Here is a 24,943-nt window from a genome sequence, read left to right on the forward strand (position 1 = left end):
TGGCGGTGGATCGCTCCACCGCCATTTCTCCGAAATATTGATTGCTCAGGCCGCGCTGCGCCTTCGGTCGGGCGAAACAGCCTCGTCGGAAAGCAGCTTCAGCGCGTCGGCCAGCTTGAGCGATTCCTGATCGCGCGAGCCGAGCCGGCGGATGTTGACCGTCTCCTCTTCCGCCTCGCGCTTGCCGCAGACGAGGATCACAGGAACCTTGGCCAGCGAATGCTCACGCACCTTGTAGTTGATCTTCTCGTTGCGCAGATCCGGTTCGGCCAAAAGTCCTGCCGCCTTCAACTGTGCGACGACCTTTCGCGCATAGTCGTCAGCATCCGAGGTGATCGTCGCCACAACCACCTGCAGCGGCGCGAACCACAGCGGGAAATGACCGGAATAATGCTCGATCAGGATGCCGAGAAAGCGTTCCATCGAACCGCAGATGGCGCGATGCACCATCACCGGCTGCTTCTTTTCCGAATCCGAACCGATGTAGAAGGCGCCAAAGCGTTCCGGCAGATTGAAGTCGACCTGCGTGGTGCCGCACTGCCATTCGCGGCCGATGGCGTCCTTCAGCACATATTCGAATTTCGGCCCGTAGAAAGCGCCCTCGCCCGGTTTGATCGAGGTCTTGATGCGGTTTCCCGAGCGCGTCCTGATTGTATCCAGCACGTTGCCCATGATCGCCTCGGCATGATCCCAGGCCTCGTCGGTGCCGACGCGCTTATCCGGCCGCGTCGACAGCTTCACGCTGACATCGTCGAAGCCGAAATCGGCGTAGGTCGACAGGATCAGATCGTTGATGCGCAGGCACTCCGCGGCCAGCTGCTCCTCGGTGCAGAAGATGTGCGCATCGTCCTGCGTGAAGCCGCGCACGCGCATCAGCCCGTGCAAGGCGCCGGACGGTTCGTAACGATGCACATTGCCGAATTCCGCAAGCTTTACGGGCAGATCGCGATAGGATTTCAACCCATGCTTGAATATCTGCACGTGGCCCGGACAATTCATCGGCTTCAGCGCGAACACGCGGTCGTCGTCGGTGTCGTCGCCGGCCACCGTCACCTTGAACATGGCATCGCGATACCAGCCCCAGTGGCCCGACGTCTCCCACAGGCTCTTGTCGAGAACCTGCGGTGCGTTGACCTCCTGGTAGCCCTGCTCGTCGAGGCGGCGGCGCATGTAGTTGACCAGATTCTGGAACATCTTCCAGCCCTTGGCGTGCCAGAAGACGACGCCCGGCCCCTCTTCCTGGAAATGGAACAGGTCCATCTCGCGGCCGAGTTTGCGGTGGTCGCGCTTCTCTGCCTCTTCCAGCATCGTCTGGTAGGCATCGAGTTCAGCTTGCTCGGCCCAGGCCGTGCCGTAGATGCGGGTCAGCATGGGGTTGTTCGAATCGCCACGCCAATAGGCGCCGGCCACCTTCATCAGCTTGAAGGCGTTGCCGATCTGCCCGGTGGAGGCCATGTGTGGGCCGCGGCAGAGGTCGAACCAGTCACCCTGGGAATAGATCTTGAGATCCTGGTCTTCGGGAATGGCGTCGATCAGCTCGAGCTTGTAGCGCTCGCCCTTCTCGGCAAAGACCTTTTTCGCCTTGTCGCGCGACCAGACTTCCTTGGTGAACGGCTTGTTACGCGCAATGATCTCGCGCATCTTCTTTTCGATCACCGGGAAATCGTCAGGCGTGAACGGCTCGTTGCGGGCGAAGTCGTAATAGAATCCGTTCTCGATCACCGGCCCGATGGTCACTTGCGTTCCCGGCCACAGTTCCTGCACGGCCTCCGCCAGCACGTGTGCTGCATCATGACGGATGAGCTCCAGCGCGCGCGGATCGCTGCGGGTGATGATCTCGACCTTGCCGGACTTGCCAAGCGGGTCGGAAAGATCGCGAACGGTGCCGTCGATGGCATAGGCGACAGCCTTCTTGGCCAGCGACTTCGAGATCGATTCGGCGAGGCCCGCACCGGTCATCGCCGCGTCATAGTCGCGGACGGAGCCATCGGGAAATGTCAGGGAAACGGAATTCAGCATCGGGTATCTCCTATCCAGTCCCGCAAACGAGCGCGGGTGGTCGTGGTGTGAAGCCGGAGGCATCCGGCAGCGGGCGGGTTTTAGAGGCAGCACGGTGTGAGGTAAAGAGCGCTGGTAGTGTGTCAGTTTGAATTCCAGTTGGAACGTTGCCATTGGCCTCCCCGATCGGAACGACCAAGGACCGCCACTTTGCAGCCGTTCAAGGCCTGCGCGAGCTTTCACTCACTCGCGCAGGCCTGCCTTGCGCAAGTTCTCGCGAAGATGTTCCAAGTCACCTGAGTTCTTGTATGGCGCCATGTCCGAGGTCGTTCTCATCGTGATTGTGGCTCGCGGCTCCAGCTGCAAAATGTGCTCGATGACCTGCTGCGCTTCGTCTTCGCTCCCTAAAGCCGCGTAGCTCGCTGCCAGGTATAAGTGTTGGTATACGGTGTCGAGGGTTCGTAGACCTTCCAACGCCGCGATCGCTTCACGATATCTGCGAACGTCGTAGTAAATCTGGCCAATCTGTAGGATGTACCACTCGGGGTAGTGAGGGTTGAGACGCATGGCTTTTTGCGCCGTCTCAAGGCCTTCCTGTGCCCTCCCACAATAGCTTAGGCAGGAACCGTAATCCAACAGCACGTCGGCGTCATTTGGATTAAGCTCAAGGGCGCGTTGATACTCAACGATAGCGCGTTCGTATTGTCCGCAAAATAGGCAGTGCCCTGCGAGCGCATAGTGCCCCCATGCCTCGGCGTCGTCCCGTTCGATCGCCAAATTGGCGTATTTCAGGCCACATGCCAGTGAAGCCTCGGGATTCGCGCTCCAACCGTCGCTTGCGTCGATCATGTGCGTCCAAGCGAGCTTGGCAAACGCCTTTCCGAACTTCGGATCGAGTTCGCCTGCCTTCTCAAAGAGTTCCCGAGCACGCAAGTTGTCTTGTTTTGTGTAGCGGTTGAGAGACTCCATGCCCCGCACGAAATAGTCCAGCGCCTCAAAATTCCGCGTCCCCGCGACTTCCGGGCGCTCTTGCCACGCCTTTAACAGTCGGCCTCCGTACGCTGTGGCTAAACTGCCGATTATTCTTTCAGTGACATCGTCCTGCACGGCAAAGATGTCCTCGATGCCTCGGTCGTAGCGCTCTGCCCAAAGGTGCCGCCCAGTCTTGCCGTCAATGAGCTGGGCGGTAATCCGGACCCGGTCCTTTGACCTCTGTACACTGCCCTCCAAGATATAGCGGGCACCCAGCTCTCGGCTGGCATCCTGTATCTTCGTGGCTTTGCCCTTGTAAGCAAACGTCGAATTACTGGCTATGACGGAAAGATCGCGAAACCGAGACAATCCGGTGATGACGTTCTCTGTGATCCCATCCGCAAAGTAGTCCTGCTGACGGTCGTCGCTCATATTGACGAACGGCAGCAAAGCGATGGATGGCTTATCAGCAAGCGACGCCGGCGAAGTGGGGGCCGCTTCGGGACCGTCGAGGCGCACCGCATAAGCTCGCACGGGGCGTTCAATATTTTTAAGTATCTGCTCACCAATGTCGTCGAATTGAAGTTCAAGCCGGTTTCCGAGGTGATCTCGCACCGTGCCCGAAACCATAACACCTCCAACAGGAGCGATGCCTTCGAGCCTTGTCGCCACGTTCACGCCGTCACCCAACAGATCGTCATCCTCGACGATTACGTCACCGAGGTTGATCCCAACGCGGAATTGTATTCTTCGGTCCTCGGACAGTTTTGCGCTGCGACCCGACATGGCACGCTGCATAGCAACGGCACAAGCCACGGCGTTCACGACACTTGGAAACTCGGCGAGGATGCCGTCGCCAGTCGTTTTGAAGATGCGACCTTGGTGCTCGGCCATATTTGGGTCGATAAGGTGGGCCCGTATCTCCTTCAGATCGGCAAGTGTGCCGGCCTCGTCGCTGCCCATCAGGCGCGTATACCCCACCACGTCAGCGGCCAGAATTGCGGCAAGACGGCGTTGGACGCGTCCTTCGGTCATGTGGTGCATTGCTTTCAAGAGCAACAGGACCGGGATTGTAAGGGCGACGGCCGACAGAGTCCACGAGCCGGAACGTCGACTGATACATTTCCGCAGCGGTCATTGGCACAGCCGCCGGGATTTGTCGCGGCAACTCACTTCACCAGTTGCGGCAAATCCCTCAGGAACGCCCCGCGGGTCGCCGGGCCCTTCGGTGTGTCGATCGGTTTGGTATCGACGACCAGCCGGGCGAAGACGATCCGCCGGCCGCCCTTTTCGGCCCAGCCGACGAACCAGCCCAGCGCGCGCTTGTCCTTGCTGTTTCCCAGCCTGGTGCTGCCGGTCTTGCCCCGCACCGTCCAGCCGCCGGCCTGGAAAGTCGGCAGGATGGCTCGGGTCATCTCATGCGCCTTGGCAGAAACCGGCATCTTGCCGGCGAGCAGCTGGCGCAGGAAGGCTGTCTGTTCGACCGGCGATATCTCAAGCGAGGAATTTATCCAGGATTGCGTGAGCCCGTTGTCCTTGTCGGCATCGCCCGAGACATCCATGTTGCCGTAGCCGAATTTCGAGACGTAGCCGGCAAAGCTTTTTGCGCCGAGCCGGCGCACGATCTCGCGCGAATACCATACGATCGAGTCGCGCTCCCAGATCGTCGGGTCGACGGCTTTGTGGTCGCGGCTCACGGCCCTGAATTCAGGCTTGTAGTTCCAGGTCGGCGTATGCGCATCGCTCAGGATTCCGCTGTCGTAGCCGATCAGTGCCAGCGGCACCTTGAAGGTCGATGCCGGGCTGACGCGTTGGTCGCAGACGCCATTCTGGTAGAGCGTCTCGCCGCTCGCCGCGTCCTGGATAAGCGTACAGGCGACATCGCCAAGCGGCGCCGATTGCGCCCGCATCGGAAATCCCAGAAACCAGGCCAGCAGGAAGAGGACCGCGGCAATGATGAAGGGATGGGTTTCGATCCGACGCATGTGGGCTCTCCTGGGAATGAACAGGAGGCGCTTAGCGAAGTGTCTTGGCTCGATTTTGACTCAAATGCGCAGTCTTTGTGCAGGCCGTTGTTAACCCTACCGGATCGTAAAGAAATGCCGCCCTGGCGATCTGGATCAGGGACCCAGCGCGTCCGCCGTCAGGCCTCGCCGCGCTTCCTGCCGATCTGCCAATAACGCCATGGCGTGAACCAGACGTAGCGCGGAGCGAGCACCTCCGGCACGCGGTCGATGCCGTGCGTTCCGAACGGCCCGCAGCGCAGCACGCGAAAAAGCCCCATCCAGCTGCCGGCCCACAGGCCATGGCGGGCGATCGCCTCATGCGCGTATTCGGAACAGGTCGGCAGATGCCGGCAGGAATTGCCGACAAAACCGGACAATGTCAGTTGATAGAGGCGCACCAGCGACGTGCCGAAAACGCGGCTGGGTGTTTTGCGCCAGGGACCGGGCCAGTTGCGCCCGCGCTGGATCCGTCCGGCGGCATGCACATGCCGATGCTGGTCGCCCACCGCAGTCTCTTTCCGAACGCGACCCCGAAACCGGCTTCCGGGTCAGCTTGCGTTTCCAAACTGATAGATGTGAGCTTCGGCCGGCAAACGCAATCCTCTTCACTCACTCGCCTCTGTGTCGGCTTCAGGGTCGCGAGCGGCGAAAGGGATGCCGCTCCGATGGAGCCGCCCAGCGGGTGGCCGGCCTTTGCTCGGTGCGCTGCACATGATGCCGCCTGTGGCCATGCCACTGAAACGTCGCGATCCGCATCACATCGCAAAAGATTTCCAGTAACTGGATCATGGCCGCATCTCCTTTGAGGCGGATTAGACGCCCGCTGGCCTTCGCCTTCAAACGAGTATAATTTCCGGTTCGGATAACTTCGGGTTATGCGAAATGAAGCGCGGACGGTTGCCCCTGACGGCGTTGCGAAGTTTCGAGGCAGCCGGCCGGCAATTGAGCTTTAGCCGGGCCGCCGAGGAGCTGTTCGTCTCCCAGGCCGCCATCAGCCGGCAGATCCGCGAACTCGAGCAGTTCCTGCACCAGCCCTTGTTCCACCGTCATCACCGTCGCGTCGAGTTGACCGAGGCCGGCCAGCGCCTGCTCGATCAGCTGGTCAGGAGTTTCGATGACATCGACAGGCTGGTTTCGGACCTGGTGGCGGCCCCGGCGCAGTCGGTGGTTCGCGTCAGCGTCGAGCCGTCGCTGGCCTCTGTATGGCTGTTGCCGCGGCTCAACCGCTTCAGCCAGTTGCGGCCCGATATCGACGTTTCCCTCGAAGTCGACCCAAGGCCGATCGAGTTCCGTAGCGACCAGCCCGAACTCGCCTTGCGCTTCAGCGCGCGCGCCACCTCATGGCCGCGCAGCGAGGCCGAATGGCTAGCCTCGACCGTCGATTCACCGGTCCTGTCGCCCACCTTGCTGGCATCGGGCCCTGCCCTCGAAAAGCCGCTCGACCTTGCCCGCTACACGCTGTTGCACGAGGAAAATCGTCAGGGCTGGGCGCGCTGGTTCGAAGCGGCTGGCGTCGCCGCCGACGCCATTCCGGCGCGCGGCCCTATGCTGGCGGATGTGTCGCTGTCGAAGCAGGCGGCCCTGCTCGGCCACGGCGTGGCGCTGGGCGACCTGTTGCAGATCGGCGAGGAGATTGCGTCCGGCGCGCTGATCAAGCCGTTCGACATCGATGTCGCATCGGGCGCCTACTGGCTGGTCGCCAGGAGTTTGAAGGACCTGACGGAGCCGGCCAAGGCCTTCGCCGACTGGGTGAGAAGCGAATTTGCCGAAAGCAGACGGGCGCAGCAAACCAAGGCATGAGCCCGCTTACGTGAGAAGCTCCTCGACGTGTTCAGCGCCCAATTTTGACAATTCACCGGCTGTTGGAGGAGCCGTCATGTACCAACATCACGCCGCTTGTTCGGCGCGTTTCTTCTCGATCTGACCGATGGCATCGACGACCGCATCGAAGGTCAGCATGGTCGAGGCATGGCGCGCCTTGTAGTCGCGCACCGGCTCCAGATATCTCAGATCGGCAAAGCGGCCTTGCGGCGGCGCGCCGTTTTCCTTGAGCATCTTCAGCATGGTGTCGCGCACCGCCCGCAATTCGTCGGCGCTGGCGCCGATGACATGTTGAGCCATGATCGAGGACGAGGCCTGGCCGAGGGCGCAGGCCTTCACGTCATGAGCGAAATCGGTGACGACGCCATTGTCCATCTTGAGGTCGACGGTTACCGTCGAGCCGCACAATTTGGAATGGGCCTTGGCGCTCGCATCCGGATGATCGAGCCGGCCGATGCGGGCGATGTTTCCGGCAAAACCCAGAATTTTCGCATTGTAGACGTCGTCAATCATATTTTTCCAATCCGTCGCCGCCAAGCGAACAGCGATTGCCGTTGTAGCGTCTTTCATTCGCTGCGTACGACCATATATAATGGTGGCAGTCGGGTATCGACAAGGCACTGCAAAGCCATCGTCCTTGCCCATTTCGTTCACGCCGCTTGCGGGCTGGAAACAGGGCGAGTTTTCAGCACCCGAAAGGTCGTGGTCCGTTCAACTCGTTCCTCCTGAGAGAGGAACTACGGGAGACGCCTTTATGGATGCCGTCATCAAGAAAATAATGCCCCCTTCCGACTATCTGGACAAGCCGGTCACCGACAGGCCGAGCGAAGCCGAGGTCGAGGCCGCCGTGCGCACGCTGTTGCGCTGGACCGGCGACAATCCGGACCGCGAGGGCCTGATCGACACGCCCAAGCGCGTCACCAAGGCCTTTCTCGAAATGTTCAACGGCTATGACATGTGCCCGGCCGAAGAGCTCGGCCGCACCTTCGAGGAAGTCGCCGGCTATGACGATCTCGTCATCGTCAGGGATATCCAGTTCCACTCGCATTGCGAGCACCACATGGTGCCGATCATCGGCAAGGCGCATGTCGGCTACCTCCCGGACGGCAAGGTCGTCGGCCTGTCCAAGATTGCCCGTGTGGTCGATATCTTCGCCCATCGCCTGCAGACCCAGGAGGCCATGACCGCACAGATCGCCGGCGTCATCCAGGACGTGCTCAATCCGCGCGGTGTCGCCGTCATGATCGAGGCCGAGCATATGTGCATGGCCATGCGCGGCATCCGCAAGCAGGGCTCCACCACGCTGACCTCGACCTTCACCGGCGTGTTCAAGGACACGCCCGAGGAACAGGTCCGTTTCGTCACCATGGTGCGCGGCCTCGGGGCGTAAGCCCCTCGCCGGCATCGCTAGATCAAGGACCGGCGATGTCGGCACTAACATTTCCCAAGGCTCCATCAGACAAGAAGGCCCTCGAAGAAGGCGCGGTGTTTTCCCCGCGTTTCGATGCTGCCGGGCTGGTCACCGTCGTCGTCACCGACGCCGCTGACGGTATGCTGCTGATGGTCGCGCATATGAATGCCGAGGCGCTGGCGCTGACGCTCGAAACCGGCATCGCGCACTACTGGTCGCGCTCGCGCAGCACGCTGTGGAAGAAGGGCGAAACATCAGGCAATTTTCAGACCGTCGTCGAGATGCTCACGGATTGTGACCAGGACGCCATATGGTTGCGCGTCAAAGTGTTGGGCCACGACGCAACTTGTCACACCGGCCGGCGTTCATGTTTTTATCGGACGGTGGGGCTAATCGGCGGCAAGGCAACGCTTGCCGGCGATGGCAGCACGCCGCTGTTCGATGCGGAAAAAACGTATCGGAAGCCCGCGTGAACCATTCAACAGTCGCAAACCACTCATATTCACTATTCTCAAACGTCCTTCCTGTAGAACGGACGCGGGACAAGGGAGATCATGATGCTCGAGTGGGCGTCATTGCGTAGCAGACCGGACGTGCGGGAGGCCAATGGCCCCTCATCGTCCGGCGGCGTGCCTGACCCGCAACCCGCGGGCAAGACAGGCATTTCGCTCGCGCTGGGCGGCGGCTGCGCACGCGGCTGGGCGCACATTGGCGTGCTGCGCGCGCTCGACGAAGCCGGCATCGAAGTCTCGATGATCGCCGGCACCTCGATCGGCGCGCTGGTTGGCGGCTGCTATCTCGCCGGCAAGCTGGACGAACTCGAGGAGTTCGCCCGCAGCCTGACCAAGCGGCGCATCTTCGGCCTGCTCGATCTCAATCTGCGCGGCAGCGGCCTGTTCGGCGGTATGAAACTGGACGTCAGGCTGCGCGAGCACATGGCAGGCATCCGCTTCGAGGATCTGACGAAACCGTTCGTCGCCGTTGGCGCCGAAATTCGCACCGGCCATGAGATCTGGCTGTCCAGCGGTTCGCTGATCACCGCGATGCGGGCTTCCTATGCGCTGCCCGGCGTGTTCGAACCGGTGAATTGCAACGGCCGCATTCTGGTCGACGGCGCGCTGGTCAACCCGGTTCCGGTTTCGGTCTGCCGCGCCTACGAGCAGCCGCTGGTCGTCGCGGTCAACCTTCACTACGATCTGTTCGGCCGCGCCGCCGTCATCAAGCACAGCGCCGGCGAACTGCTCATCGAGAAGGACGCGCCCCGGCCAGGCCAGGCCAGCCCCGACCACCAGCCGCACCAGAGCCGTCTCGGCATCACCGGCGTCATGGTCGAAGCCTTCAACATCATCCAGGACCGGATTTCACGCGCAAGGCTGGCGGGCGATCCGCCCGACATGTCGCTGCAACCGAAACTCAGCCATATCGGCTTGACCGAATTCCACCGCGCGGATGAGGCGATCAGCGTCGGTTACCAGGCGACGATGGCGCAGATCGGCGAATTGAAGCGGCTGCAGACGGTTCTGGCTTAAACCAATTCGGCAATGTCAGGCTTTGGCCGCATCGGTGATGCGGAACTGCACCGTACGGTTGCCGTTCCAATAATTCCCCGACAGCGAGCCGGCTACATGGATCGTGTTGCCCCTGTTCTTGAACAGGAATTCGCCCAGCGCGGTATCGACGGATCGAAAGGCGATGCCCTGGATGCGGCCGCCGCTTTCCGACTGCAGATCAGCCCGGATGTGGTTGGTGCCGACGGCCCGCGCGTCGGCCAGCCGATGGCGCGGCAGCGCGAACACCGGCGCGACATGGCCGGCGCCGAAAGGCCCGGCCTTTTCCAGTGCATCGAGCAAAGCAATCGTCGCGCCCTCGGCGGCGAGCGCGCCGTCGACGGCCAGACTTTCTTCGTCCTGCAGCCGGAACACTTCGGCCGCCGCGCGCTCCTCGAAGAAAGCACGGAGTTCGCCGAGCTTGGCGCGTTCCACCGTGATGCCGGCGGCCATGCCGTGGCCACCGCCCTTGACGATCAGCCCGGCATCGGCGGCTGCGCGCACCAGCCGTCCGAGATCGAAGCCCGACACCGAACGGCCAGAGCCGGTGCCGATGCCATTGGCGTTGAAGGCGATGGCGAAGGCCGGCCGCCGCGCATGGTCCTTCAGCCGCGAGGCGATCAAGCCGACAATGCCGGGATGCCAATTGGTGCTGGCGGTAACGATGATGGCCGGCCCGTTGCCGCCGGCAAGTTCGGCGTCAGCCTCGGCGCGCGCCGCTGCCAGCATCTCCAGCTCCATCTGCTGGCGTTCCTGGTTGAGCCGGTCGAGTGTCTCGGCAATGGTCCTGGCCTCAACCGGATCGTCGGTGGCGAGCAGCCGGCTGCCAAGTGCTGCATCGCCGATGCGGCCGCCGGCATTGATGCGCGGCCCAATCAGATAGGCGAGATGAAAGGTGCTTATCGGCTCACCGATGCGGGACACCCGCGCCAGTGTGGCGAGCCCCTCATTCTTCTGCTGCCGCGCCATCTGTAGTCCCTTGACGACGAAAGCGCGGTTCACGCCGATGAGCGGCACCACATCGCAAACCGTGGCCAGCGCCGCCAAGTCGAGCAACGACAACAGGTCCGGCTGCGCGGCATCGGGCAATCGGCTGCGCAGGACCCTCGCCGTCTGCACCAGAGTGAGGAAGACGACACCGGCGGCGCACAGATGGCCTTGCCCGGAAAGGTCGTCCTCGCGATTGGGATTGACGACCGCGGTCGCCTCCGGCAGCGGGCCGCCGACCTGATGGTGGTCGAGCACCACCACATCGGCGCCTGCGGCCTTGGCGGCATCGATAGAGACAGCGCTGTTGGTGCCGCAATCGACGGTGACGATCAGCGTCGCGCCGCGCGAGACCAGTTCGCGCATAGCCTCCGGATTGGGGCCGTAGCCCTCGAAGATGCGGTCGGGAATGTAGATCTCCGAAGGCACCGAGAAATGCGTCAGGAAGCGCTTGAGCAACGCCGAAGAGGCGGCGCCGTCGACATCGTAGTCGCCGAAGATTGCCACCTTCTCCTTGGCCACGACCGCTTCGGCGATGCGGGTCGCAGCCTTGCCCATGTCGGTCAGCGAAGCCGGATCCGGCAACAGATTGCGGATCGTCGGATCGAGGAAGCGCTCGGCCTGGTCCGCGGTGACGCCCCGCCCGGCGAGCACGCGCGCCACAATGTCGGGCACGCCGTGGCCCTGCGCTATGGCGAGCGCAGTCATGTCCTGCCGCTCGCTCAACCGGTGTTCCCAGGAAACACCGGTCGCCGACTGCCTGACATCGAGGAAGAAGCGTTTGTCGCCCGTCATAGGAGGCGTAATCTATAGATTGTCATTTCCGGCAATATGCGACGGCTAAACAGGAAAGTCTCAAAACTTTTCCACATCCTGGTGACGCGCCTTGATCTCGCGGCTCACGCCTCCGCCCGAGCCCGATGATGATTGGTGGGTTCGACCTGAAATCTCAATCCGGCTCCAAATCAAAAAGATAGAGCATTATGGCGTCTGAACCACTTTTCAGCAGCAGCATCAATCGGTTAAAGGAGAAAAATGACTTGGCTAGCCCGCACGCTCGATGCGGATAACCTGCGGCTTGTCTGTGAGGTGGCCGTCCTTGGTGATGCCGTCGACAGCCTTGCGCACGGCTGCTTCCGTGGTCTCGTGGGTGACCAGGATCACCGTCTTTTGCGCGTCCGTCTCGCCGCTGACGGCATGCTGGACGATCGATTCCAGCGAAATATCATTGTCGGCCATGCGCTTGGCGATCGCGGCAAAGACACCGATGCGGTCGTGCACGGTCAGCCGGATGAAATAGCCGCCGGCATGGCTGCGCATCTGCGCCTTCTTGTAGGGGCGCAGTTCCTTGGCCGGCAGGCCGAACACCGGACCGTGCTGGAAGCCCGGCCGGCTCTTTGCGATGTCGGCGATATCGCCGACCACGGCGGACGCGGTGGCGTTGCCGCCGGCGCCCGGGCCGGAGAGCAGCAGTTCGCCCAGAATGTCGGTTTCGATGGCCACTGCATTGGTCACGCCATGCACCTGTGCGATCACCGACGCGGTCGGCACCATGGTCGGGTGCACGCGCTGCTCGATGCCGCTGTCGGTGCGCTGCGCGACACCGAGCAGTTTTATCCGGTAGCCGAGATCGGCGGCAGCGCGGATATCGGCCTGGCTGATATTGGAAATGCCTTCCATGTAGATGTCGTTGGCGGCGATCTTGGTGCCGAAGGCCAGGCTGGTCAGGATCGACAATTTATGCGCCGTGTCATGGCCCTCGATATCGAAAGTCGGATCGGCTTCGGCGTAGCCCAGCCGTTGCGCGTCCTTCAGGCACTCGTCGAAGGAGATGCCCTCGGCCTCCATGCGGGTCAGGATGTAGTTGCAGGTGCCGTTCAGGATGCCGAAGACGCGGGTGACCGAATTGCCGGCCATCGCCTCGCGCATCGTCTTGATGACCGGGATGCCGCCGGCAACTGCCGCCTCGTAGTTGAGCAGCACGCCCTTCTTCTCGGCGATTTCGGCAAGCGCCACGCCGTGCTTGGCCAACAGCGCCTTGTTGGCGGTGACGACGTGGCGCCCAGCCTCAAGTGCTGCCTTGACCGACGAACGCGCCGGGCCTTCATCGCCGCCGATCAACTCGACAAAGACGTCGATGTCGGCGGTCTGCGCCATCTTCACCGGATCATCGAACCATTTGGCGGCGCTGAGGTCGACGCCACGGTCGCGCTTGGCATTGCGAGCCGAAACAGCGGTGACGATGACATCGCGTCCGCACTGGCGCGTCAGTTCCGCTGCCTTGTCGCGCAGCACGCGCGCCACCGAGGCGCCAACCGTACCCAGACCCGCAATTCCAACACGCAACGCTTCAGCCATGCCCGGCGACGCCCCTCAAAAAATCTGCTCGAATAAGATGTGCGGCGACTTTAGCGATGCGCGGCGAGCGGCACCACATTGTTCGGCTGCTTGGCGCTGGACGCCAGGAAGCGCTTGATGTTGCGCGCCGCCTGCCGGATCCGGTGCTCGTTCTCGACCAGCGCGATGCGGACATGATCGTCGCCATGCTCGCCAAAGCCGATGCCCGGCGCCACCGCCACGTCGGCGTGCTCGATCAGGAGCTTGGAAAACTCAAGCGAGCCGAGATGCTTGAACGGCTCCGGGATCGGCGCCCAGGCGAACATCGAGGCAGCCGGTGCCGGAATGGTCCAGCCGGCGCGGCTGAAGGCATCGACCATGACGTCGCGGCGCTTCAAATAGACCTCGCGAACTTCGGCGATGTCGGCGCCGTCGCCATTCAGCGCATGCGCCGCCGCCACCTGGATCGGCGTGAAGGCGCCGTAATCGAGATAGGACTTCACCCGCGTCAACGCCGAGATCAGCCGCTCATTGCCGACGGCGAAGCCCATGCGCCAGCCAGGCATGGAGAAGGTCTTCGACATCGAGGTGAACTCGACGCAGACATCGATGGCGCCCGGCACCTGCAGCACCGAAGGCGGCGGATTGCCGTCGAAATAGATCTCCGAATAGGCAAGGTCCGACAGGATGATGATGTCGTTCTTCTTGGCGAAGGCGACCACGTCCTTGTAGAAATCGAGCGAGGCGACCAGCGCCGTCGGGTTCGACGGATAGTTGAGGATCAATGCCAGCGGCTTCGGGATCGAATGACGGACACCGCGCTCGAGCGCCGGGATGAAGCCGTCATCCGGCTCGACCTGCAGCGAACGGATGACGCCGCCCGACATGATGAAGCCGAAAGCATGGATCGGATAGGTCGGGTTGGGGCACAGGATCACGTCGCCCGGCGCGGTGATCGCCTGCGCCATATTGGCGAAGCCTTCCTTCGAACCGAGCGTCGCCACCACCTGCGTGTCGGGATTGAGCTTCACGCCGAAGCGGCGCTGATAATAGGCGGCCTGGGCGCGGCGCAGACCTGGGATGCCGCGGGAGGAGGAATAGCGATGCGTGCGCGGATCGCGCACCACTTCGCACAATTTGTCGACGATCGCCTTCGGCGTCGGCAGGTCCGGATTGCCCATGCCAAGGTCGATAATGTCGGCGCCGCGCGAACGGGCGCTGGCCTTCAGCCGGTTGACCTGCTCGAACACGTAGGGCGGAAGCCGGCGGACCTTGTGAAATTCTTCCATGTCAGTTCCAGACGATTTAAGATTGGCTTTAGCACAGTTGGCTTGGCTAGGCGCCTTTGGCAAAGACCGCTTTCGGCGCGCGATATAGCCTTATTTGCAGGTAGGGTCGAGGGCGGGATCGCATTTGGCTTCGATCTGCTTCAGCGTGTCCTTGCCATGGTTCTTCGCCAGCGAGTTCAGCGCCGCCGGGCTGGTGGACGGGGCACCGCCGCCGCCCTTGGCCACTTGCCCCTGCTGTTCGCCCTTCAACTGGGCAAGCTTGGCCTGTGTCTCCTCAGGGGTGAGCTGCTTTGCCGCCACCTGCGGCGGGATGTTGAGATTGGGATAAGAGCCGGTGTCCTGCGCGCCCTGCGTCAGGCCGACATTCATCCCGTTGCCGGTATTGGCGCTCGTGCAGCCACTTGCCGCCAGCAGCCCGGGCGCCAGACAGGCGATTGCAACCGCGACGCGGCAAAAGCGGCCTGCCCCCGAAAAAATGGTCTTGCCGGTGTTAATCGTCATATTGTTTTCCTGGCAGCCGGGGTACAGCGCATTGGACCCGGTCAGATGTCCCATGATAATATGTCAAGAAAACGCCTCGGGAGGAACCCCGCGAGCCATGTCCAAAACACCTGATTCGAGCAAAGCGGAAGATGATCAATCTTCGACCGTCGAGCAATATCTGGTGAAAGACCCGGAACGCTTCGCGTTGAACATGGCGCGCATGGTCGAGCAGGCCGGCAAAGCCGCCTCCGCCTGGGCCGAGCCGCGCGAAAAGGGCGAGGTGCGCGATCATGTCGCCGAACCCGTGGTCGACATGGTAAAAACCTTTTCCAAGCTCAGCGAATATTGGCTGGCCGACCCGCAACGCGCGCTGGAAGCGCAGACGCGACTGTTCGCCGGCTACATGACGGTCTGGGGCAACGCCATCCAGAAGGTTAGCCCGAATGCCGAGGCGCCCGAAGATGCGGTCAAGCCCGAGCGCGGCGACAAGCGTTTTCAAGACCCCGAATGGGGTCGCAACGCTTTCTTCGATTTCCTCAAACAGGCCTATCTCGTCACCTCGCGCTGGGCGGCCGACCTGGTCGAGCACGCCGAAGGCCTCGACGATCACACCCGCCATAAGGCCAGCTTCTACGTCAAGCAGGTGTCCAATGCCATCTCGCCGTCGAACTTCATCCTGACCAATCCGGAGCTGTTTCGAGAAACCGTTGCCTCGAATGGCGAAAACCTGGTGCGCGGCATGAAGATGCTGGCCGAAGACATCGCCGCCGGCAAGGGCGACCTGAAGCTGAGACAAGCTGACTATTCGCCCTTCGAGATCGGCAAGAACGTCGCGACATCTCCCGGCAAGGTGGTCGGGCGCAGCGATGTCGCCGAAATCATCCAGTACGATCCGACGACGGAGACGGTGCTCAAGCGCCCGCTGCTGATCTGCCCGCCCTGGATCAACAAGTTCTACATCCTCGATCTCAACCCGCAAAAGTCCTTCATCCGCTGGGCGATCGAGCAAGGCCATACCGTGTTCGTCATCTCCTGGATCAATCCCGACGAGCGGCACGGCGCCAAGGGCTGGGAAGCTTACATACGGGAAGGCCTGCAATACGGCCTCGACACGATCGAGAAGGCGACCGGCGAGAAAGAGGTCAACGCCATCGGCTATTGCGTCGGCGGCACGCTGCTGGCGGCCGCACTCGCACTGCTGGCACAGGAAGGCGACAACCGCATCAAATCGGCGACCTTCTTCACCACGCAGGTCGACTTCACCCATGCCGGCGACCTGAAAGTCTTCGTCGACGAGGACCAGGTGGCAGCGGTCGAGAAATCGATGAACGAAAAGGGCTACCTCGACGGCACCAAGATGGCGACCGCCTTCAACATGCTGCGCTCGGGTGACCTGATCTGGCCTCATGTCATCAACAATTACATGCGCGGCAAGGATCCCCTTCCCTTCGACCTGCTCTACTGGAACGCCGATTCCACCCGCATGGCGGCCGCCAACCACTCCTTCTACCTGCGCAACTGTTATCTCGAGAACAATCTGACGCGTGGCGTGATGGAACTCGCCGGCCGCACTTTGTCGCTGGCCGACGTCACCATCCCGGTCTACAACCTGGCGTCGAAGGAAGATCACATCGCGCCGGCCCTTTCGGTGTTTCTTGGCTCGCAATATTTCGGCGGCGATGTCGAGTTTGTGATGGCTGGTTCCGGCCACATTGCCGGTGTCGTCAACCCGCCGGCAGCCAAGAAATACCAGTACTGGACCGGCGGCAAACCGACGGGCGATTTTGGCCAGTGGCTCGCCTCGGCGGTGGAGCATCCCGGCTCCTGGTGGACGCACTGGCAGCACTGGATCGAAACCCAGGACGACACCCTCGTTCCGGCCCGCAAACCGGGCAAGCATATGAAAACTCTGGGTGATGCCCCCGGCACCTATGTGAAGGTCCGCGTGTAACGGCCGGCACCTTTTGCAGGTGCCTGTGTGTAACGGAATGTAATGTCTGGTGAGTTGACGGGCCGGCAAAACGGGGCGAAATGGTGTCGTCAACCTTCAAGAAGCCTCAATTGGCCTCCAACGAGCAAATAATTCAGAGGCTTGCAGAATTGACACAAGTCTCGTTTCCGGTTTGGGAACACAAGGTTATTGGATGTGAACGTTTCGACGCCGCACCAATAGCAGGCCGACCGGACACCGAGGGGGAATTTAGTTTTGAAATCAGTAGGATCGCGTCTCGCGGGGAGAGAAGGTCGCACTATAGCGGCAGCGCTTTTCTCCGTGCTTCTGGCGTCCTGCACCTCCGCTGGCGACCCCACAATGTCCGTCGGCATGCCTGGCTACAACGCGACCGCTTCTGACATCTCCGCGGCTTCCGGCGCCAGCCCTGCGGCGCCGGGCGATTCGACCGTGCAGGTCACATCCACCGGGCCGCAGATGATGATGACGGCAGCGGGCGATGCGACACTGCCCGAGCAGGTCGCCTATGTGCCGGTGGCCAAGCCCGGCACCGGCTTCCCGGTCAATGTTCCCGCCGGCTCCGAAACCATTGTCGGCCAGACGCCGCAGTCGCTGCAGCAGTCAGCACAGACCGCGGCCGCAACGGACGCCGTGGCGCAGAAGATCGCCGCCGCCGATGCCGGCGTGACCGCACCGAAAGCGACGGCAGCGGCACCCGCGACCAACGAGGTCTACGTGACCGCCGCGCCCCAGCAGATCGACACGCCGAAGAAGGGCTTCCTGGCCTCACTGTTCAGCACCACGCCAACCTCGGCGGCACCTGCTCCGCTGGTCAACTCGCGCTCGGGCGAACAGCCTGCGGTTGCTGCCCAGAAGGCCGCCCCGGCAAAGCCGATCATCACGTTGGCCTCAGCCAGTTCGGCCGACAAGCCCTTGCAGCTTGCCTCGTTTGGCAACGAGAGCAACCACATCACCGGCAGCGATGCGCTGCCCGGCGTGCGCCAGACGGCGCTGTTCGAGATCAAGCGCAAATCCGGCCTCGACGATGAAAGCGACGTCGACCTGAACGAGGACGAGGGTTCGGGCGGCGCCTATCAGGTGGCTTCCGCCGCCGGCCTCGCCCGGCTGGCGCCCAACGGCCTGTTGAAGCAAAACGAGAGCGTCGACGTCGCCTGCCTGAAGCCGTCGCTGGTGCGGGTGCTGAAGACCATCGAAGGCCATTACGGCCGCAAGATAATGGTCACATCAGGCTACCGCGACCCGGCCCGCAACCGCCGCGCCAACGGCGCCAAGAATTCGCTGCACATGTATTGCGCCGCCGCCGACATCCAGGTTCCCGGCGTCTCCAAATGGGAACTGGCGAGCTACATCCGAACCATGCCCGGCCGCGGCGGCGTCGGCACCTACTGCCATACCGAATCCGTTCACGTCGACGTCGGCCCCGAGCGCGACTGGAATTGGCGCTGCCGCCGGCGGGGGTAGCATCCCCATTCGGCAAACGGGCCGAGGGGCTGTTAGCAGCCCGCCGTTTTTTCCGATTAGCTATCAGCGACGTTCGAGATTAGCCGAGGCACCCGCGACTTCGTCATCCTATGGCGAAGCAAGGAGCGCAGCTCAGACGCGAGGATGACGACTGCGCGGCGCGTTCGTCCAAAGATGTGCAATGACGCGAGGGCAGAAAACCTGGGCTGGCTCACCAAACTGGCCGTTTTCGCCCCTCTTGAAAAAAGTTTCCGCATCTGGCGGCTGATGGGTTGCCGGTTGGCAACAACGCAATTATAAGCCGCTTCGTCTGAGCGCGCCCATCGTCTAGCGGTTAGGACACCGCCCTTTCACGGCGGTAACAGGGGTTCGATTCCCCTTGGGCGTACCAGATCTTTGAGGAAAACGAGAAGCCTCGCGGCAGCCGCCGAACTAGCGGCGGCTGGAACGGTGGCGCGGCGAATCGCTTGAAACGGCGAACAGCGGCTGTTTCCCTCGGCGCCTGCTCGCGGCAATCTCCGGCCACTCACCCCTGGTCGTGCGCTACCTGCGGCCAGCGCTGTAACGCCGCGTGGCCACCCTCGGTCAGCGCGTAGACGCCGCGCTCGGCCCTGGCGAACCAGCCATAGACATTGTCCAAGAGGATGCTGGCCGCGCGCGGCGAAATCGCTTTCAGATCGCGCGGGCGTTTCGGCCCGTCGGTCATGGCTGCGGCGCAGGCCAGCGCATCCTGCCGGTAGGCGGTCATGATCGGCGCGCGCGAACCGCCGCCGACCACCGGATCGCCGCGCCGGCGCCGGTGTTCCTCCATCAGCCGCGAGCGCCGCTTTGGATCGCGACGCGGCGGCAAAGCGGCCGGGCTGAGCAGCAATTCGACCTCCCCCTTGCCGCTGACAGCCAGAAGCCCGAAGCCGAGCCGCCGGCACAGCGCGCGAAAACGGCGGTCGTGCTCGCGGCCTTTGCCACGCGCCGACATGCGCGCGGCCAGCCACACTTCGTCGCATGCCGCGGCGCGATCGACACCTTGCAGCACCAGTTCGAGGTTGAACTGCAATTTCAGTTCGCAGATGACCAGCACAGGCGGCTCGCCGTCGCGCACCGCCACGATATCGCAGTGGCCGACTTCGCCCTTGACAGTGAATTCCAGGCTCTCGAGAAACCGCTTCACCGGGATGTAGAGAGACGTTTCCTGCATCGCGCAGGCATAGCCGATTCGGATCGGGTCGGCACAGGGATCGCCGAGAGGCCGACGCCTTGCGCTAAGCCGCCTTGAAACCCACTGTTTGCAAAGGCGGCCGTCAGGCAGGTCTCCGGCGTGATGGTCCCGCCATAGCGCTCGACGATTTCCTTGGCGATGACCGACGTCGCCAGGGCCGAGCGCGACCAGTATTTCATCGCCTGTCTCGCGTTCAACAAGGCGCTCGCCGTGGCTGGGACGGCACAATCGACAGCGTAGGACCCGAGATCCGTCGACGCCAAGACCGGTCCACGGTTGGCCACACAATGATGAGCGCGTGTGTTTTGAGGCTAGGGGCGGGTGCGCGTCCGGCGCTGCCCTGGTGCGGCATCGTCCGCCTTGAAATGCATCTCGTCCTGGACCGCGGCAAAAAACCGGCGGACATCGTTGGCCGCCGAAGCCGCATCGCAGCCGGCCGCGACCGCCTTGTCGAGGAGTTCGCGCGCCGTGGCCTTCCAGAACGACGTGGCCGTGTCGCCGTGCAGTCTGCCCAGCCTTGCGGCGACCTCGCGCACCAGCACGGTCTGCCGATCTAGCGGGAAGGTACGCACATTGGCTGAAGACATGTTCTGCACCATGAAACCGACGCAACGAATCAGACGCTGCTCTATGGCTCATGCCTAGCTGTGAAGTCGGAAACGGAACCTTAACGCCGCGGAGTCCGCGCCGATTGGAACGAGTCGGTTGGCCGGGCCTCCAGGCCAAGCAGAACTCTAGACCCTCAGGCCCCTCGCCTCGCCGGCGCGCTTGGCCGTAACCATCATATCCCTGGCCAGCAGGCCACTGACCCGGCAAAACGCCATGAAGGCGCGCCAGGCGTCCTCAGTCTTGACCACATCCACCGTGGCCCCGAAGCAGGCATTGAACGCCGCTTCATAGACCTTGCCCTGTCGCTTCTTTGGCCAGTCATGCAGGATATCCAGCGCCTGTTCGACGCTGTATATTTCCTCTACCGGCAGCCCGGGCGCGGGCGCGATGCGCACCGGCACCTCGAATTGCAATCTGTCCATTCTATATCTCCCGAACTGGCGTCGACCACAGCAACGCCGTTCGTCGTCAAAAGTTGCTTTGGCCGCTTTTGCGCGAAAATGTGTCGTCAGTGCGATCTCGGCATTCGGAGGAGATCGCGCACCTGGATGTCATCTGAGCGGCCGCGCAAGCCAGGAATATCGCCAGTATCAGTCCATTGCCGGCAGTTCTTCCTTGAACCTTGCGGCTTGCAGTGCCAAATCTGAGGAAATTTTCTAACGGGCTGGTATGCGCCGCCCGCTTACAGGCAAACGGACACTATGGTCACCTATCTCGACGCCGCCACGGCACCCCTCAGGAACACCGGCCAGATCCGCCTCTACGGCGAAGAAGGATTTGCCGGCATGCGCAAGGCCTGCGATCTCACCGCGCGCTGCCTCGATGAACTGGTGCCGATGGTCCAGCCGGGTGTCACCACCGAGACCATCGACCGTTTCGTCTTCGAATTCGGCATGGACCAAGGCGCGCTACCGGCGACGCTCAACTACCGCGGCTACACCAAATCGTCCTGCACCTCGATCAACCACGTCGTCTGCCACGGCATTCCAGACAACAAGCCGTTGAAGGATGGCGACATCGTCAACATCGACGTCACCTACATCCTCGACGGCTGGCACGGCGATTCCTCGCGCATGTATCCCGTCGGCACCATCAAGCGCGCCGCCGAACGCCTGCTCGAAGTCACCCACGAGTGCCTGATGCGCGGCATCGCGGCGGTCCGGCCCGGCGCCCGCACCGGCGCCATCGGCGCTGCCATCCAGACCTATGCCGAGGCCGAGCGCTGCTCGGTGGTGCGCGATTTCTGCGGCCACGGCGTTGGCCAGCTGTTCCACGACGCACCCAACATCCTGCACTATGGCACCGCCTCGGAAGGCGTCGAGATGCGGCCGGGCATGATCTTCACCATCGAGCCCATGATCAATCTTGGCCGGCCGCATGTGAAAGTGCTGTCGGACGGCTGGACGGCGGTGACGCGCGACCGCTCGCTGTCGGCGCAGTACGAACACACGATCGGCGTCACCGAAACTGGCTGCGAGATTTTCACCCTGTCGCCAAACAAGCTCGACCGCCCCGGCCTGCCTGCGGTCAGCTGAAAACAAGATCGCCTCAAGCCGCGGCTTTGAGGCGCCGTCGCCGAAAAAACTCGACCGCGCGCTGCTTACCGCTCTAATCTGCCGTCGAAGCCTTCGGGGAGTGTGGGGGATGGATGGGGAACAGCGGTGACGACGAACGGGGGTTCTTCTCCGAGCGGTGGCTTGAACCACCGGCGAAGGACAAGGCACCAAGAGACAAATCGACGGAGAAGCCACACTATCACGGCCATCGCGACCGATTGCGCGAGCGCTTCGTTGCCGGCGGCGCGGACGCCCTGCCCGACTACGAACTTCTCGAACTGCTGCTGTTTCGACTGATCCCGCGCGTCGACACCAAGCCGATCGCCAAGGCGCTTTTGGCGCGCTTCGGCACTTTTGGCGAAGTGCTTGGCGCACCGGTGGCGCTGCTGCAGGAGGTGAAGGGCATCGGCCCCGCCGTGGCGGTCGACCTGAAGGTGATTGCCGCTGCCGCGCAGCGCATGGCGCGGACCGAGGTTCGCGACCGCGAGGTGCTGTCCAACTGGACGCAGCTTCTTGCGTACTGCCGCTCGGCGATGGCGTTCGAGAACCGCGAACATTTCCGCATCCTGTTCCTCGACAAGAAGAACGTGCTGATCGCCGACGAGGTACAGCAGGTCGGCACCGTGGACCACACGCCGGTCTATCCGCGCGAAGTGATCAAGCGCGCGCTCGAACTGTCGGCCAGCGCCGTCATCCTGGTGCATAATCACCCGTCAGGCGATCCGACACCATCGCGTGCGGACATTGAAATGACCAAGCAGATCATCGACAGCGCCAAGCCGCTCGGCATCGCCGTCCACGACCACATCATCATCGGCAAGAAAGGCAATGCCTCGATGAAGGGCCTCCTGCTGATCTGAGCCCGACGCTCGCCGGCGCCGTCAACCCAAACGCCACCGCTCGCGAGCCAATCAGCAACATTCCGCTTTGGCTCAAATGCCCACGCTTGCGGTGTAGAAGTGATATTGCGACGGAAGCGCCCGTTTCGGCGACAATGTCGTAGACCCGCGAATACGAAGCAGCCAGTTCCCGACAGCCATTGCAGGAGATCTATTCAATGACGCTCGAATGCATAAATCCAAATGATCTGCCGATTCCGGAAATGTACTCCCAGGTCGTCGTTGCGACAGGAAGCAAGCTGGTGTTCGTCTCGGGCCAGCAGCCAGAAGACATACACGGCAAGCTCGTTGGCCATGGTGATTTCGCAGTCCAGGCGAGCCTGGCGTTCGGGAATCTTGGCCGTGCGCTTGCTGCCGCCGGCGCTCGGCCCGAGCAAGTTTGCAAGATCACGATCTACATCGTCGATTACAAACGCGACGAACACGTGCCGATCATCGAAGCCGCCCAGATCGAGCTGTTCGGCGATCACAAGCCAGCAAACGTGGTGGTCGGGATAGCAGTGATGTCTCCCGGCTACCTGATAGAGATCGATGCGATCGCGGTCATCGACCCGTAGGCCAAGCGAGGACGCGTCAAGTCGCCCAAACAAATCCCGGAACTCGCTGCGAGATTGCCACGACCTTGATCTCTCCATCCATCCACGATCACATCGTCATCGGCAGGAATTGCGATGTCTCGATGAAGAGCCTGCTGCTCACCTGATCAACGTCGGAAACAGGAAACACGCAATGCCCCAGCCCGGCGACGAACCATGGCCGTTCGACAAGCCACGCGCAGCCCTCCTGGTCATCGACATGCAAAGCGACTTCGTCGATGAGGGCGCCGTCATGGAAGTGGCCATGGCCCGCCATCGCATTCCGGCGATGCGGCAGGTGGTCGAGCTTTGCCGCGCGCAAGGCGTCCCGGTGATCTACACCCAGCATGTGCTCAGCGACCATTTCGATATCTCGCCGCTGGAAACCAGCTATCAGCCGAAGCTGAAAACCAAAGGCATGCGGGAAGGCAGCGCCGGCGCCGAAATCGTCGCCGCGCTTGCGCCCTTGCCTGGGGATGTCGTCATCAAGAAGCACCGCTACGATGCCTTCCACAACACGCAGCTCGAGACCGTGTTGCGCAACATCCGTGGCGCAGGCCGGGTCGACACGGTGATCATCATCGGCACCGTGACCAGCATCTGCTGCGAATCCACCGCGCGGAGCGCCTTCATGCGCGACTACAAGGTGGCTTTCATCAGCGACGCCAATGGCGGACTGGACGAGGCATCGCACAATGCAACCCTCGACATCATAGGCAAGGTGTTCGGGCGCGTGATGACGGTTGCCGAGCTTGGGAACCTGTTGCGGAGTTGAACCCCAGCGTCAGCTGGCGTGCGTCTCAAGCTCCGGCGCCGAGCCTGCCCTCAAGAAGGTCGCGCCGCTGCTGCAATTCGCCGGAGACGAATTTGGTGAAGGCGTGGACGCGCGCCGTGCGGCGCAAATCGTCGTGCACCAGCACCCACAGCGCCGAGCCGATCTCCTCGATCAGCCCTCCGACCCTTACAAGCCCGGGCAGGCTGTCGCCGAGATAACAGGGCAGCGCCGCAACCCCGATTCCGGCGCCCGCCGCATGCGACATCGTCACCAGGGAATCGGCGCGCATGGCGATCTCGACATCGGGCAGCGACGACCGCATCCAGCGGGCGACGCCGGTGTTGGCCAGGCTGTCGTCGGGCGCGATCCAGCGCAGCTGACCCAATCTCGGCTCCGGGGGTAGCGTTTCGGCGTAGGAACGTGTCGCGTAGGCGGCGAAGGCGACGCCCGAAATGCGCCGGCCCACCAGGATTTCCTGCGGTTGCGACACCGGCCTGATCGCCACGTCTGCATCCCTTTGCGTCAGGTTGGCGATGGAATTCTGCGTCATCGCCTCGACCCGTATGCCGCGATGGAGCTTATGAAACGCCGCCAGGATCGGCGGCAGCACCGACGCCATCAGCGTGTCGGTGGTGGTGACCCGCAACGTGCCTTCGAACCTGAGATCCTGCCCCGACAGTTTGCGCGCCAGTTCATTGACCGTCTCGGCCATTGTGCGTGCCGCGCCCAGCAGTTCCTCGCCGCCCGGGGTGAGGGCATAACCAGTCGCCAACCGATCGAAAAGGCGGATGCCCAGCCGCGCCTCGAAGGCGTTGACGCGCCGCAGCACAGTCGTGTGGTTCACGCCCAGGATCCGAGCCGCCGCCGCCAGCGAAGCGCCATCGGCGACGGCCAGCACCATGCGCAGATCTTCCCAGTCGATATCGCGTGAGCTGTGCATTCTTGCAGAAAGATAAAAGAAAGCGCTGCGCTCTGCGAGTCAAATGACGCTTCGCTGTGCAAAAACGCAGAGCAAGCGGGCGAATCGGC

General features: G+C 62.5%; 23 protein-coding genes and 1 tRNA gene. 11 read left to right on the forward strand and 13 right to left on the reverse strand.

The window, feature by feature from the left end; all coding sequences use genetic code 11:
• Positions 1–45: 45 nt before the first annotated feature.
• The 4 genes from thrS to yidD all read right to left on the reverse strand — a co-directional run bounded on the left by thrS (position 46) and on the right by yidD (position 5,482).
• The gene (thrS, locus tag NKI37_RS07735; protein ID WP_023710653.1) at positions 46–2,019 is read right to left on the reverse strand and encodes a threonine--tRNA ligase; all 1,974 of its coding nucleotides are present in this window, start codon (positions 2,017–2,019) and stop codon (positions 46–48) included.
• A gap of 222 nt (positions 2,020–2,241) precedes the next feature.
• Entirely contained in the window at positions 2,242–4,005 is a 1,764-nt protein-coding gene (locus tag NKI37_RS07740) for an adenylate/guanylate cyclase domain-containing protein (protein ID WP_023825667.1), read from the reverse strand.
• 134 nt (positions 4,006–4,139) lie between these two features.
• Positions 4,140–4,955 (reverse strand): class D beta-lactamase, encoded by an 816-nt coding sequence (gene blaOXA, locus NKI37_RS07745; RefSeq protein ID WP_352787227.1) that lies wholly within the window; start codon positions 4,953–4,955, stop codon positions 4,140–4,142.
• Positions 4,956–5,113: 158 nt separating this feature from the next.
• Positions 5,114–5,482: a membrane protein insertion efficiency factor YidD gene (gene yidD, locus NKI37_RS07750; RefSeq protein WP_352787228.1), complete on the reverse strand. Its 369-nt coding sequence runs from the start codon at positions 5,480–5,482 to the stop codon at positions 5,114–5,116.
• Between the two features lie 376 nt (positions 5,483–5,858).
• Between yidD and NKI37_RS07755 the strand changes: the two genes are divergently transcribed.
• The gene (locus NKI37_RS07755) at positions 5,859–6,776 is read left to right on the forward strand and encodes a LysR substrate-binding domain-containing protein (protein WP_352787230.1); all 918 of its coding nucleotides are present in this window, start codon (positions 5,859–5,861) and stop codon (positions 6,774–6,776) included.
• A gap of 87 nt (positions 6,777–6,863) precedes the next feature.
• Here NKI37_RS07755 and NKI37_RS07760 read toward each other — a convergent pair whose 3' ends face one another.
• Positions 6,864–7,310: an iron-sulfur cluster assembly scaffold protein gene (locus tag NKI37_RS07760; RefSeq protein WP_023701218.1), complete on the reverse strand. Its 447-nt coding sequence runs from the start codon at positions 7,308–7,310 to the stop codon at positions 6,864–6,866.
• Between the two features lie 241 nt (positions 7,311–7,551).
• On the opposite strand from NKI37_RS07760, the gene folE reads away from it, so the two are divergent.
• The 3 genes from folE to NKI37_RS07775 all read left to right on the forward strand — a co-directional run bounded on the left by folE (position 7,552) and on the right by NKI37_RS07775 (position 9,737).
• Positions 7,552–8,187: a GTP cyclohydrolase I FolE gene (folE, locus tag NKI37_RS07765; protein WP_023667622.1), complete on the forward strand. Its 636-nt coding sequence runs from the start codon at positions 7,552–7,554 to the stop codon at positions 8,185–8,187.
• Positions 8,188–8,222: 35 nt separating this feature from the next.
• Complete coding sequence (gene hisI / locus NKI37_RS07770) at positions 8,223–8,681, forward strand: phosphoribosyl-AMP cyclohydrolase (protein WP_023688273.1); 459 nt, start codon at positions 8,223–8,225, stop codon at positions 8,679–8,681.
• A gap of 84 nt (positions 8,682–8,765) precedes the next feature.
• The gene (locus tag NKI37_RS07775) at positions 8,766–9,737 is read left to right on the forward strand and encodes a patatin family protein (RefSeq protein WP_352497871.1); all 972 of its coding nucleotides are present in this window, start codon (positions 8,766–8,768) and stop codon (positions 9,735–9,737) included.
• 15 nt (positions 9,738–9,752) lie between these two features.
• Here the strand turns inward: NKI37_RS07775 and recJ are convergent, their stop codons facing one another.
• The 4 genes from recJ to NKI37_RS07795 all read right to left on the reverse strand — a co-directional run bounded on the left by recJ (position 9,753) and on the right by NKI37_RS07795 (position 14,869).
• Positions 9,753–11,537, reverse strand: coding sequence for a single-stranded-DNA-specific exonuclease RecJ (gene recJ / locus NKI37_RS07780; protein ID WP_352787233.1), 1,785 nt, complete (start codon positions 11,535–11,537; stop codon positions 9,753–9,755).
• Positions 11,538–11,786: 249 nt separating this feature from the next.
• Entirely contained in the window at positions 11,787–13,100 is a 1,314-nt protein-coding gene (locus NKI37_RS07785) for a homoserine dehydrogenase (protein ID WP_023815393.1), read from the reverse strand.
• Between the two features lie 50 nt (positions 13,101–13,150).
• Positions 13,151–14,368, reverse strand: coding sequence for an LL-diaminopimelate aminotransferase (locus tag NKI37_RS07790; protein ID WP_023681615.1), 1,218 nt, complete (start codon positions 14,366–14,368; stop codon positions 13,151–13,153).
• A gap of 90 nt (positions 14,369–14,458) precedes the next feature.
• On the reverse strand, positions 14,459–14,869 hold the full coding sequence (locus NKI37_RS07795) for a hypothetical protein (protein WP_023681616.1): 411 nt from the start codon (positions 14,867–14,869) through the stop codon (positions 14,459–14,461).
• Between the two features lie 97 nt (positions 14,870–14,966).
• On the opposite strand from NKI37_RS07795, the gene phaC reads away from it, so the two are divergent.
• The 3 genes from phaC to NKI37_RS07810 all read left to right on the forward strand — a co-directional run bounded on the left by phaC (position 14,967) and on the right by NKI37_RS07810 (position 18,675).
• Positions 14,967–16,802 (forward strand): class I poly(R)-hydroxyalkanoic acid synthase, encoded by a 1,836-nt coding sequence (gene phaC / locus NKI37_RS07800; protein WP_023695462.1) that lies wholly within the window; start codon positions 14,967–14,969, stop codon positions 16,800–16,802.
• 360 nt (positions 16,803–17,162) lie between these two features.
• Positions 17,163–18,284, forward strand: coding sequence for a YcbK family protein (locus NKI37_RS07805; RefSeq protein ID WP_352787234.1), 1,122 nt, complete (start codon positions 17,163–17,165; stop codon positions 18,282–18,284).
• A 316-nt stretch (positions 18,285–18,600) separates the two neighbouring features.
• Positions 18,601–18,675, forward strand: a tRNA-Glu gene (locus NKI37_RS07810).
• Between the two features lie 135 nt (positions 18,676–18,810).
• Here NKI37_RS07810 and NKI37_RS07815 read toward each other — a convergent pair.
• The 3 genes from NKI37_RS07815 to NKI37_RS07825 form a co-directional block, all read right to left on the reverse strand.
• Entirely contained in the window at positions 18,811–19,479 is a 669-nt protein-coding gene (locus tag NKI37_RS07815; RefSeq protein ID WP_023688243.1) for a DUF2161 domain-containing phosphodiesterase, read from the reverse strand.
• 332 nt (positions 19,480–19,811) lie between these two features.
• The gene (locus NKI37_RS07820; protein ID WP_023681621.1) at positions 19,812–20,087 is read right to left on the reverse strand and encodes a DUF6074 family protein; all 276 of its coding nucleotides are present in this window, start codon (positions 20,085–20,087) and stop codon (positions 19,812–19,814) included.
• Positions 20,088–20,234: 147 nt separating this feature from the next.
• Complete coding sequence (locus NKI37_RS07825; protein WP_023667653.1) at positions 20,235–20,531, reverse strand: DUF982 domain-containing protein; 297 nt, start codon at positions 20,529–20,531, stop codon at positions 20,235–20,237.
• Between the two features lie 279 nt (positions 20,532–20,810).
• Here NKI37_RS07825 and map point away from each other — a divergent pair, with 279 nt between their 5' ends.
• The 4 genes from map to NKI37_RS07845 all read left to right on the forward strand — a co-directional run bounded on the left by map (position 20,811) and on the right by NKI37_RS07845 (position 23,914).
• Positions 20,811–21,644, forward strand: coding sequence for a type I methionyl aminopeptidase (gene map / locus NKI37_RS07830; protein ID WP_023744793.1), 834 nt, complete (start codon positions 20,811–20,813; stop codon positions 21,642–21,644).
• A gap of 113 nt (positions 21,645–21,757) precedes the next feature.
• Entirely contained in the window at positions 21,758–22,525 is a 768-nt protein-coding gene (gene radC, locus NKI37_RS07835; protein ID WP_023681624.1) for a RadC family protein, read from the forward strand.
• Between the two features lie 197 nt (positions 22,526–22,722).
• Positions 22,723–23,121, forward strand: a complete 399-nt coding sequence (locus NKI37_RS07840; RefSeq protein WP_352787236.1) for a RidA family protein — start codon at positions 22,723–22,725, stop codon at positions 23,119–23,121.
• A gap of 172 nt (positions 23,122–23,293) precedes the next feature.
• Positions 23,294–23,914: an isochorismatase family protein gene (locus NKI37_RS07845; RefSeq protein WP_023695467.1), complete on the forward strand. Its 621-nt coding sequence runs from the start codon at positions 23,294–23,296 to the stop codon at positions 23,912–23,914.
• Between the two features lie 25 nt (positions 23,915–23,939).
• On the opposite strand, the gene NKI37_RS07850 is transcribed toward NKI37_RS07845, so the two are convergent.
• Positions 23,940–24,854 (reverse strand): LysR family transcriptional regulator, encoded by a 915-nt coding sequence (locus NKI37_RS07850; protein ID WP_352637905.1) that lies wholly within the window; start codon positions 24,852–24,854, stop codon positions 23,940–23,942.
• Positions 24,855–24,943: the final 89 nt, after the last annotated feature.

It is taken from the genome of Mesorhizobium sp. M0626 (assembly GCF_040320665.1).
Taxonomy (GTDB): domain Bacteria; phylum Pseudomonadota; class Alphaproteobacteria; order Rhizobiales; family Rhizobiaceae; genus Mesorhizobium.

Excerpts from the sequence above, each read along its gene's own strand:
- thrS (WP_023710653.1), bottom strand. The coding sequence starts at position 2,019 with ATGCTGAATTCCGTTTCCCTGACATTTCCCGATGGCTCCGTCCGCGAC.
- NKI37_RS07740 (WP_023825667.1), bottom strand. The coding sequence starts at position 4,005 with ATGACCGAAGGACGCGTCCAACGCCGTCTTGCCGCAATTCTGGCCGCT.
- blaOXA (WP_352787227.1), bottom strand. The coding sequence starts at position 4,955 with ATGCGTCGGATCGAAACCCATCCCTTCATCATTGCCGCGGTCCTCTTC.
- NKI37_RS07755 (WP_352787230.1), top strand. The coding sequence starts at position 5,859 with ATGAAGCGCGGACGGTTGCCCCTGACGGCGTTGCGAAGTTTCGAGGCA.
- NKI37_RS07760 (WP_023701218.1), bottom strand. The coding sequence starts at position 7,310 with ATGATTGACGACGTCTACAATGCGAAAATTCTGGGTTTTGCCGGAAAC.
- folE (WP_023667622.1), top strand. The coding sequence starts at position 7,552 with ATGGATGCCGTCATCAAGAAAATAATGCCCCCTTCCGACTATCTGGAC.
- hisI (WP_023688273.1), top strand. The coding sequence starts at position 8,223 with ATGTCGGCACTAACATTTCCCAAGGCTCCATCAGACAAGAAGGCCCTC.
- NKI37_RS07775 (WP_352497871.1), top strand. The coding sequence starts at position 8,766 with ATGCTCGAGTGGGCGTCATTGCGTAGCAGACCGGACGTGCGGGAGGCC.
- recJ (WP_352787233.1), bottom strand. The coding sequence starts at position 11,537 with ATGACGGGCGACAAACGCTTCTTCCTCGATGTCAGGCAGTCGGCGACC.
- NKI37_RS07785 (WP_023815393.1), bottom strand. The coding sequence starts at position 13,100 with ATGGCTGAAGCGTTGCGTGTTGGAATTGCGGGTCTGGGTACGGTTGGC.
- NKI37_RS07790 (WP_023681615.1), bottom strand. The coding sequence starts at position 14,368 with ATGGAAGAATTTCACAAGGTCCGCCGGCTTCCGCCCTACGTGTTCGAG.
- NKI37_RS07795 (WP_023681616.1), bottom strand. The coding sequence starts at position 14,869 with ATGACGATTAACACCGGCAAGACCATTTTTTCGGGGGCAGGCCGCTTT.
- phaC (WP_023695462.1), top strand. The coding sequence starts at position 14,967 with ATGTCCAAAACACCTGATTCGAGCAAAGCGGAAGATGATCAATCTTCG.
- NKI37_RS07805 (WP_352787234.1), top strand. The coding sequence starts at position 17,163 with ATGTCCGTCGGCATGCCTGGCTACAACGCGACCGCTTCTGACATCTCC.
- NKI37_RS07815 (WP_023688243.1), bottom strand. The coding sequence starts at position 19,479 with ATGCAGGAAACGTCTCTCTACATCCCGGTGAAGCGGTTTCTCGAGAGC.
- NKI37_RS07820 (WP_023681621.1), bottom strand. The coding sequence starts at position 20,087 with ATGTCTTCAGCCAATGTGCGTACCTTCCCGCTAGATCGGCAGACCGTG.
- NKI37_RS07825 (WP_023667653.1), bottom strand. The coding sequence starts at position 20,531 with ATGGACAGATTGCAATTCGAGGTGCCGGTGCGCATCGCGCCCGCGCCC.
- map (WP_023744793.1), top strand. The coding sequence starts at position 20,811 with ATGGTCACCTATCTCGACGCCGCCACGGCACCCCTCAGGAACACCGGC.
- radC (WP_023681624.1), top strand. The coding sequence starts at position 21,758 with ATGGGGAACAGCGGTGACGACGAACGGGGGTTCTTCTCCGAGCGGTGG.
- NKI37_RS07840 (WP_352787236.1), top strand. The coding sequence starts at position 22,723 with ATGACGCTCGAATGCATAAATCCAAATGATCTGCCGATTCCGGAAATG.
- NKI37_RS07845 (WP_023695467.1), top strand. The coding sequence starts at position 23,294 with ATGCCCCAGCCCGGCGACGAACCATGGCCGTTCGACAAGCCACGCGCA.
- NKI37_RS07850 (WP_352637905.1), bottom strand. The coding sequence starts at position 24,854 with ATGCACAGCTCACGCGATATCGACTGGGAAGATCTGCGCATGGTGCTG.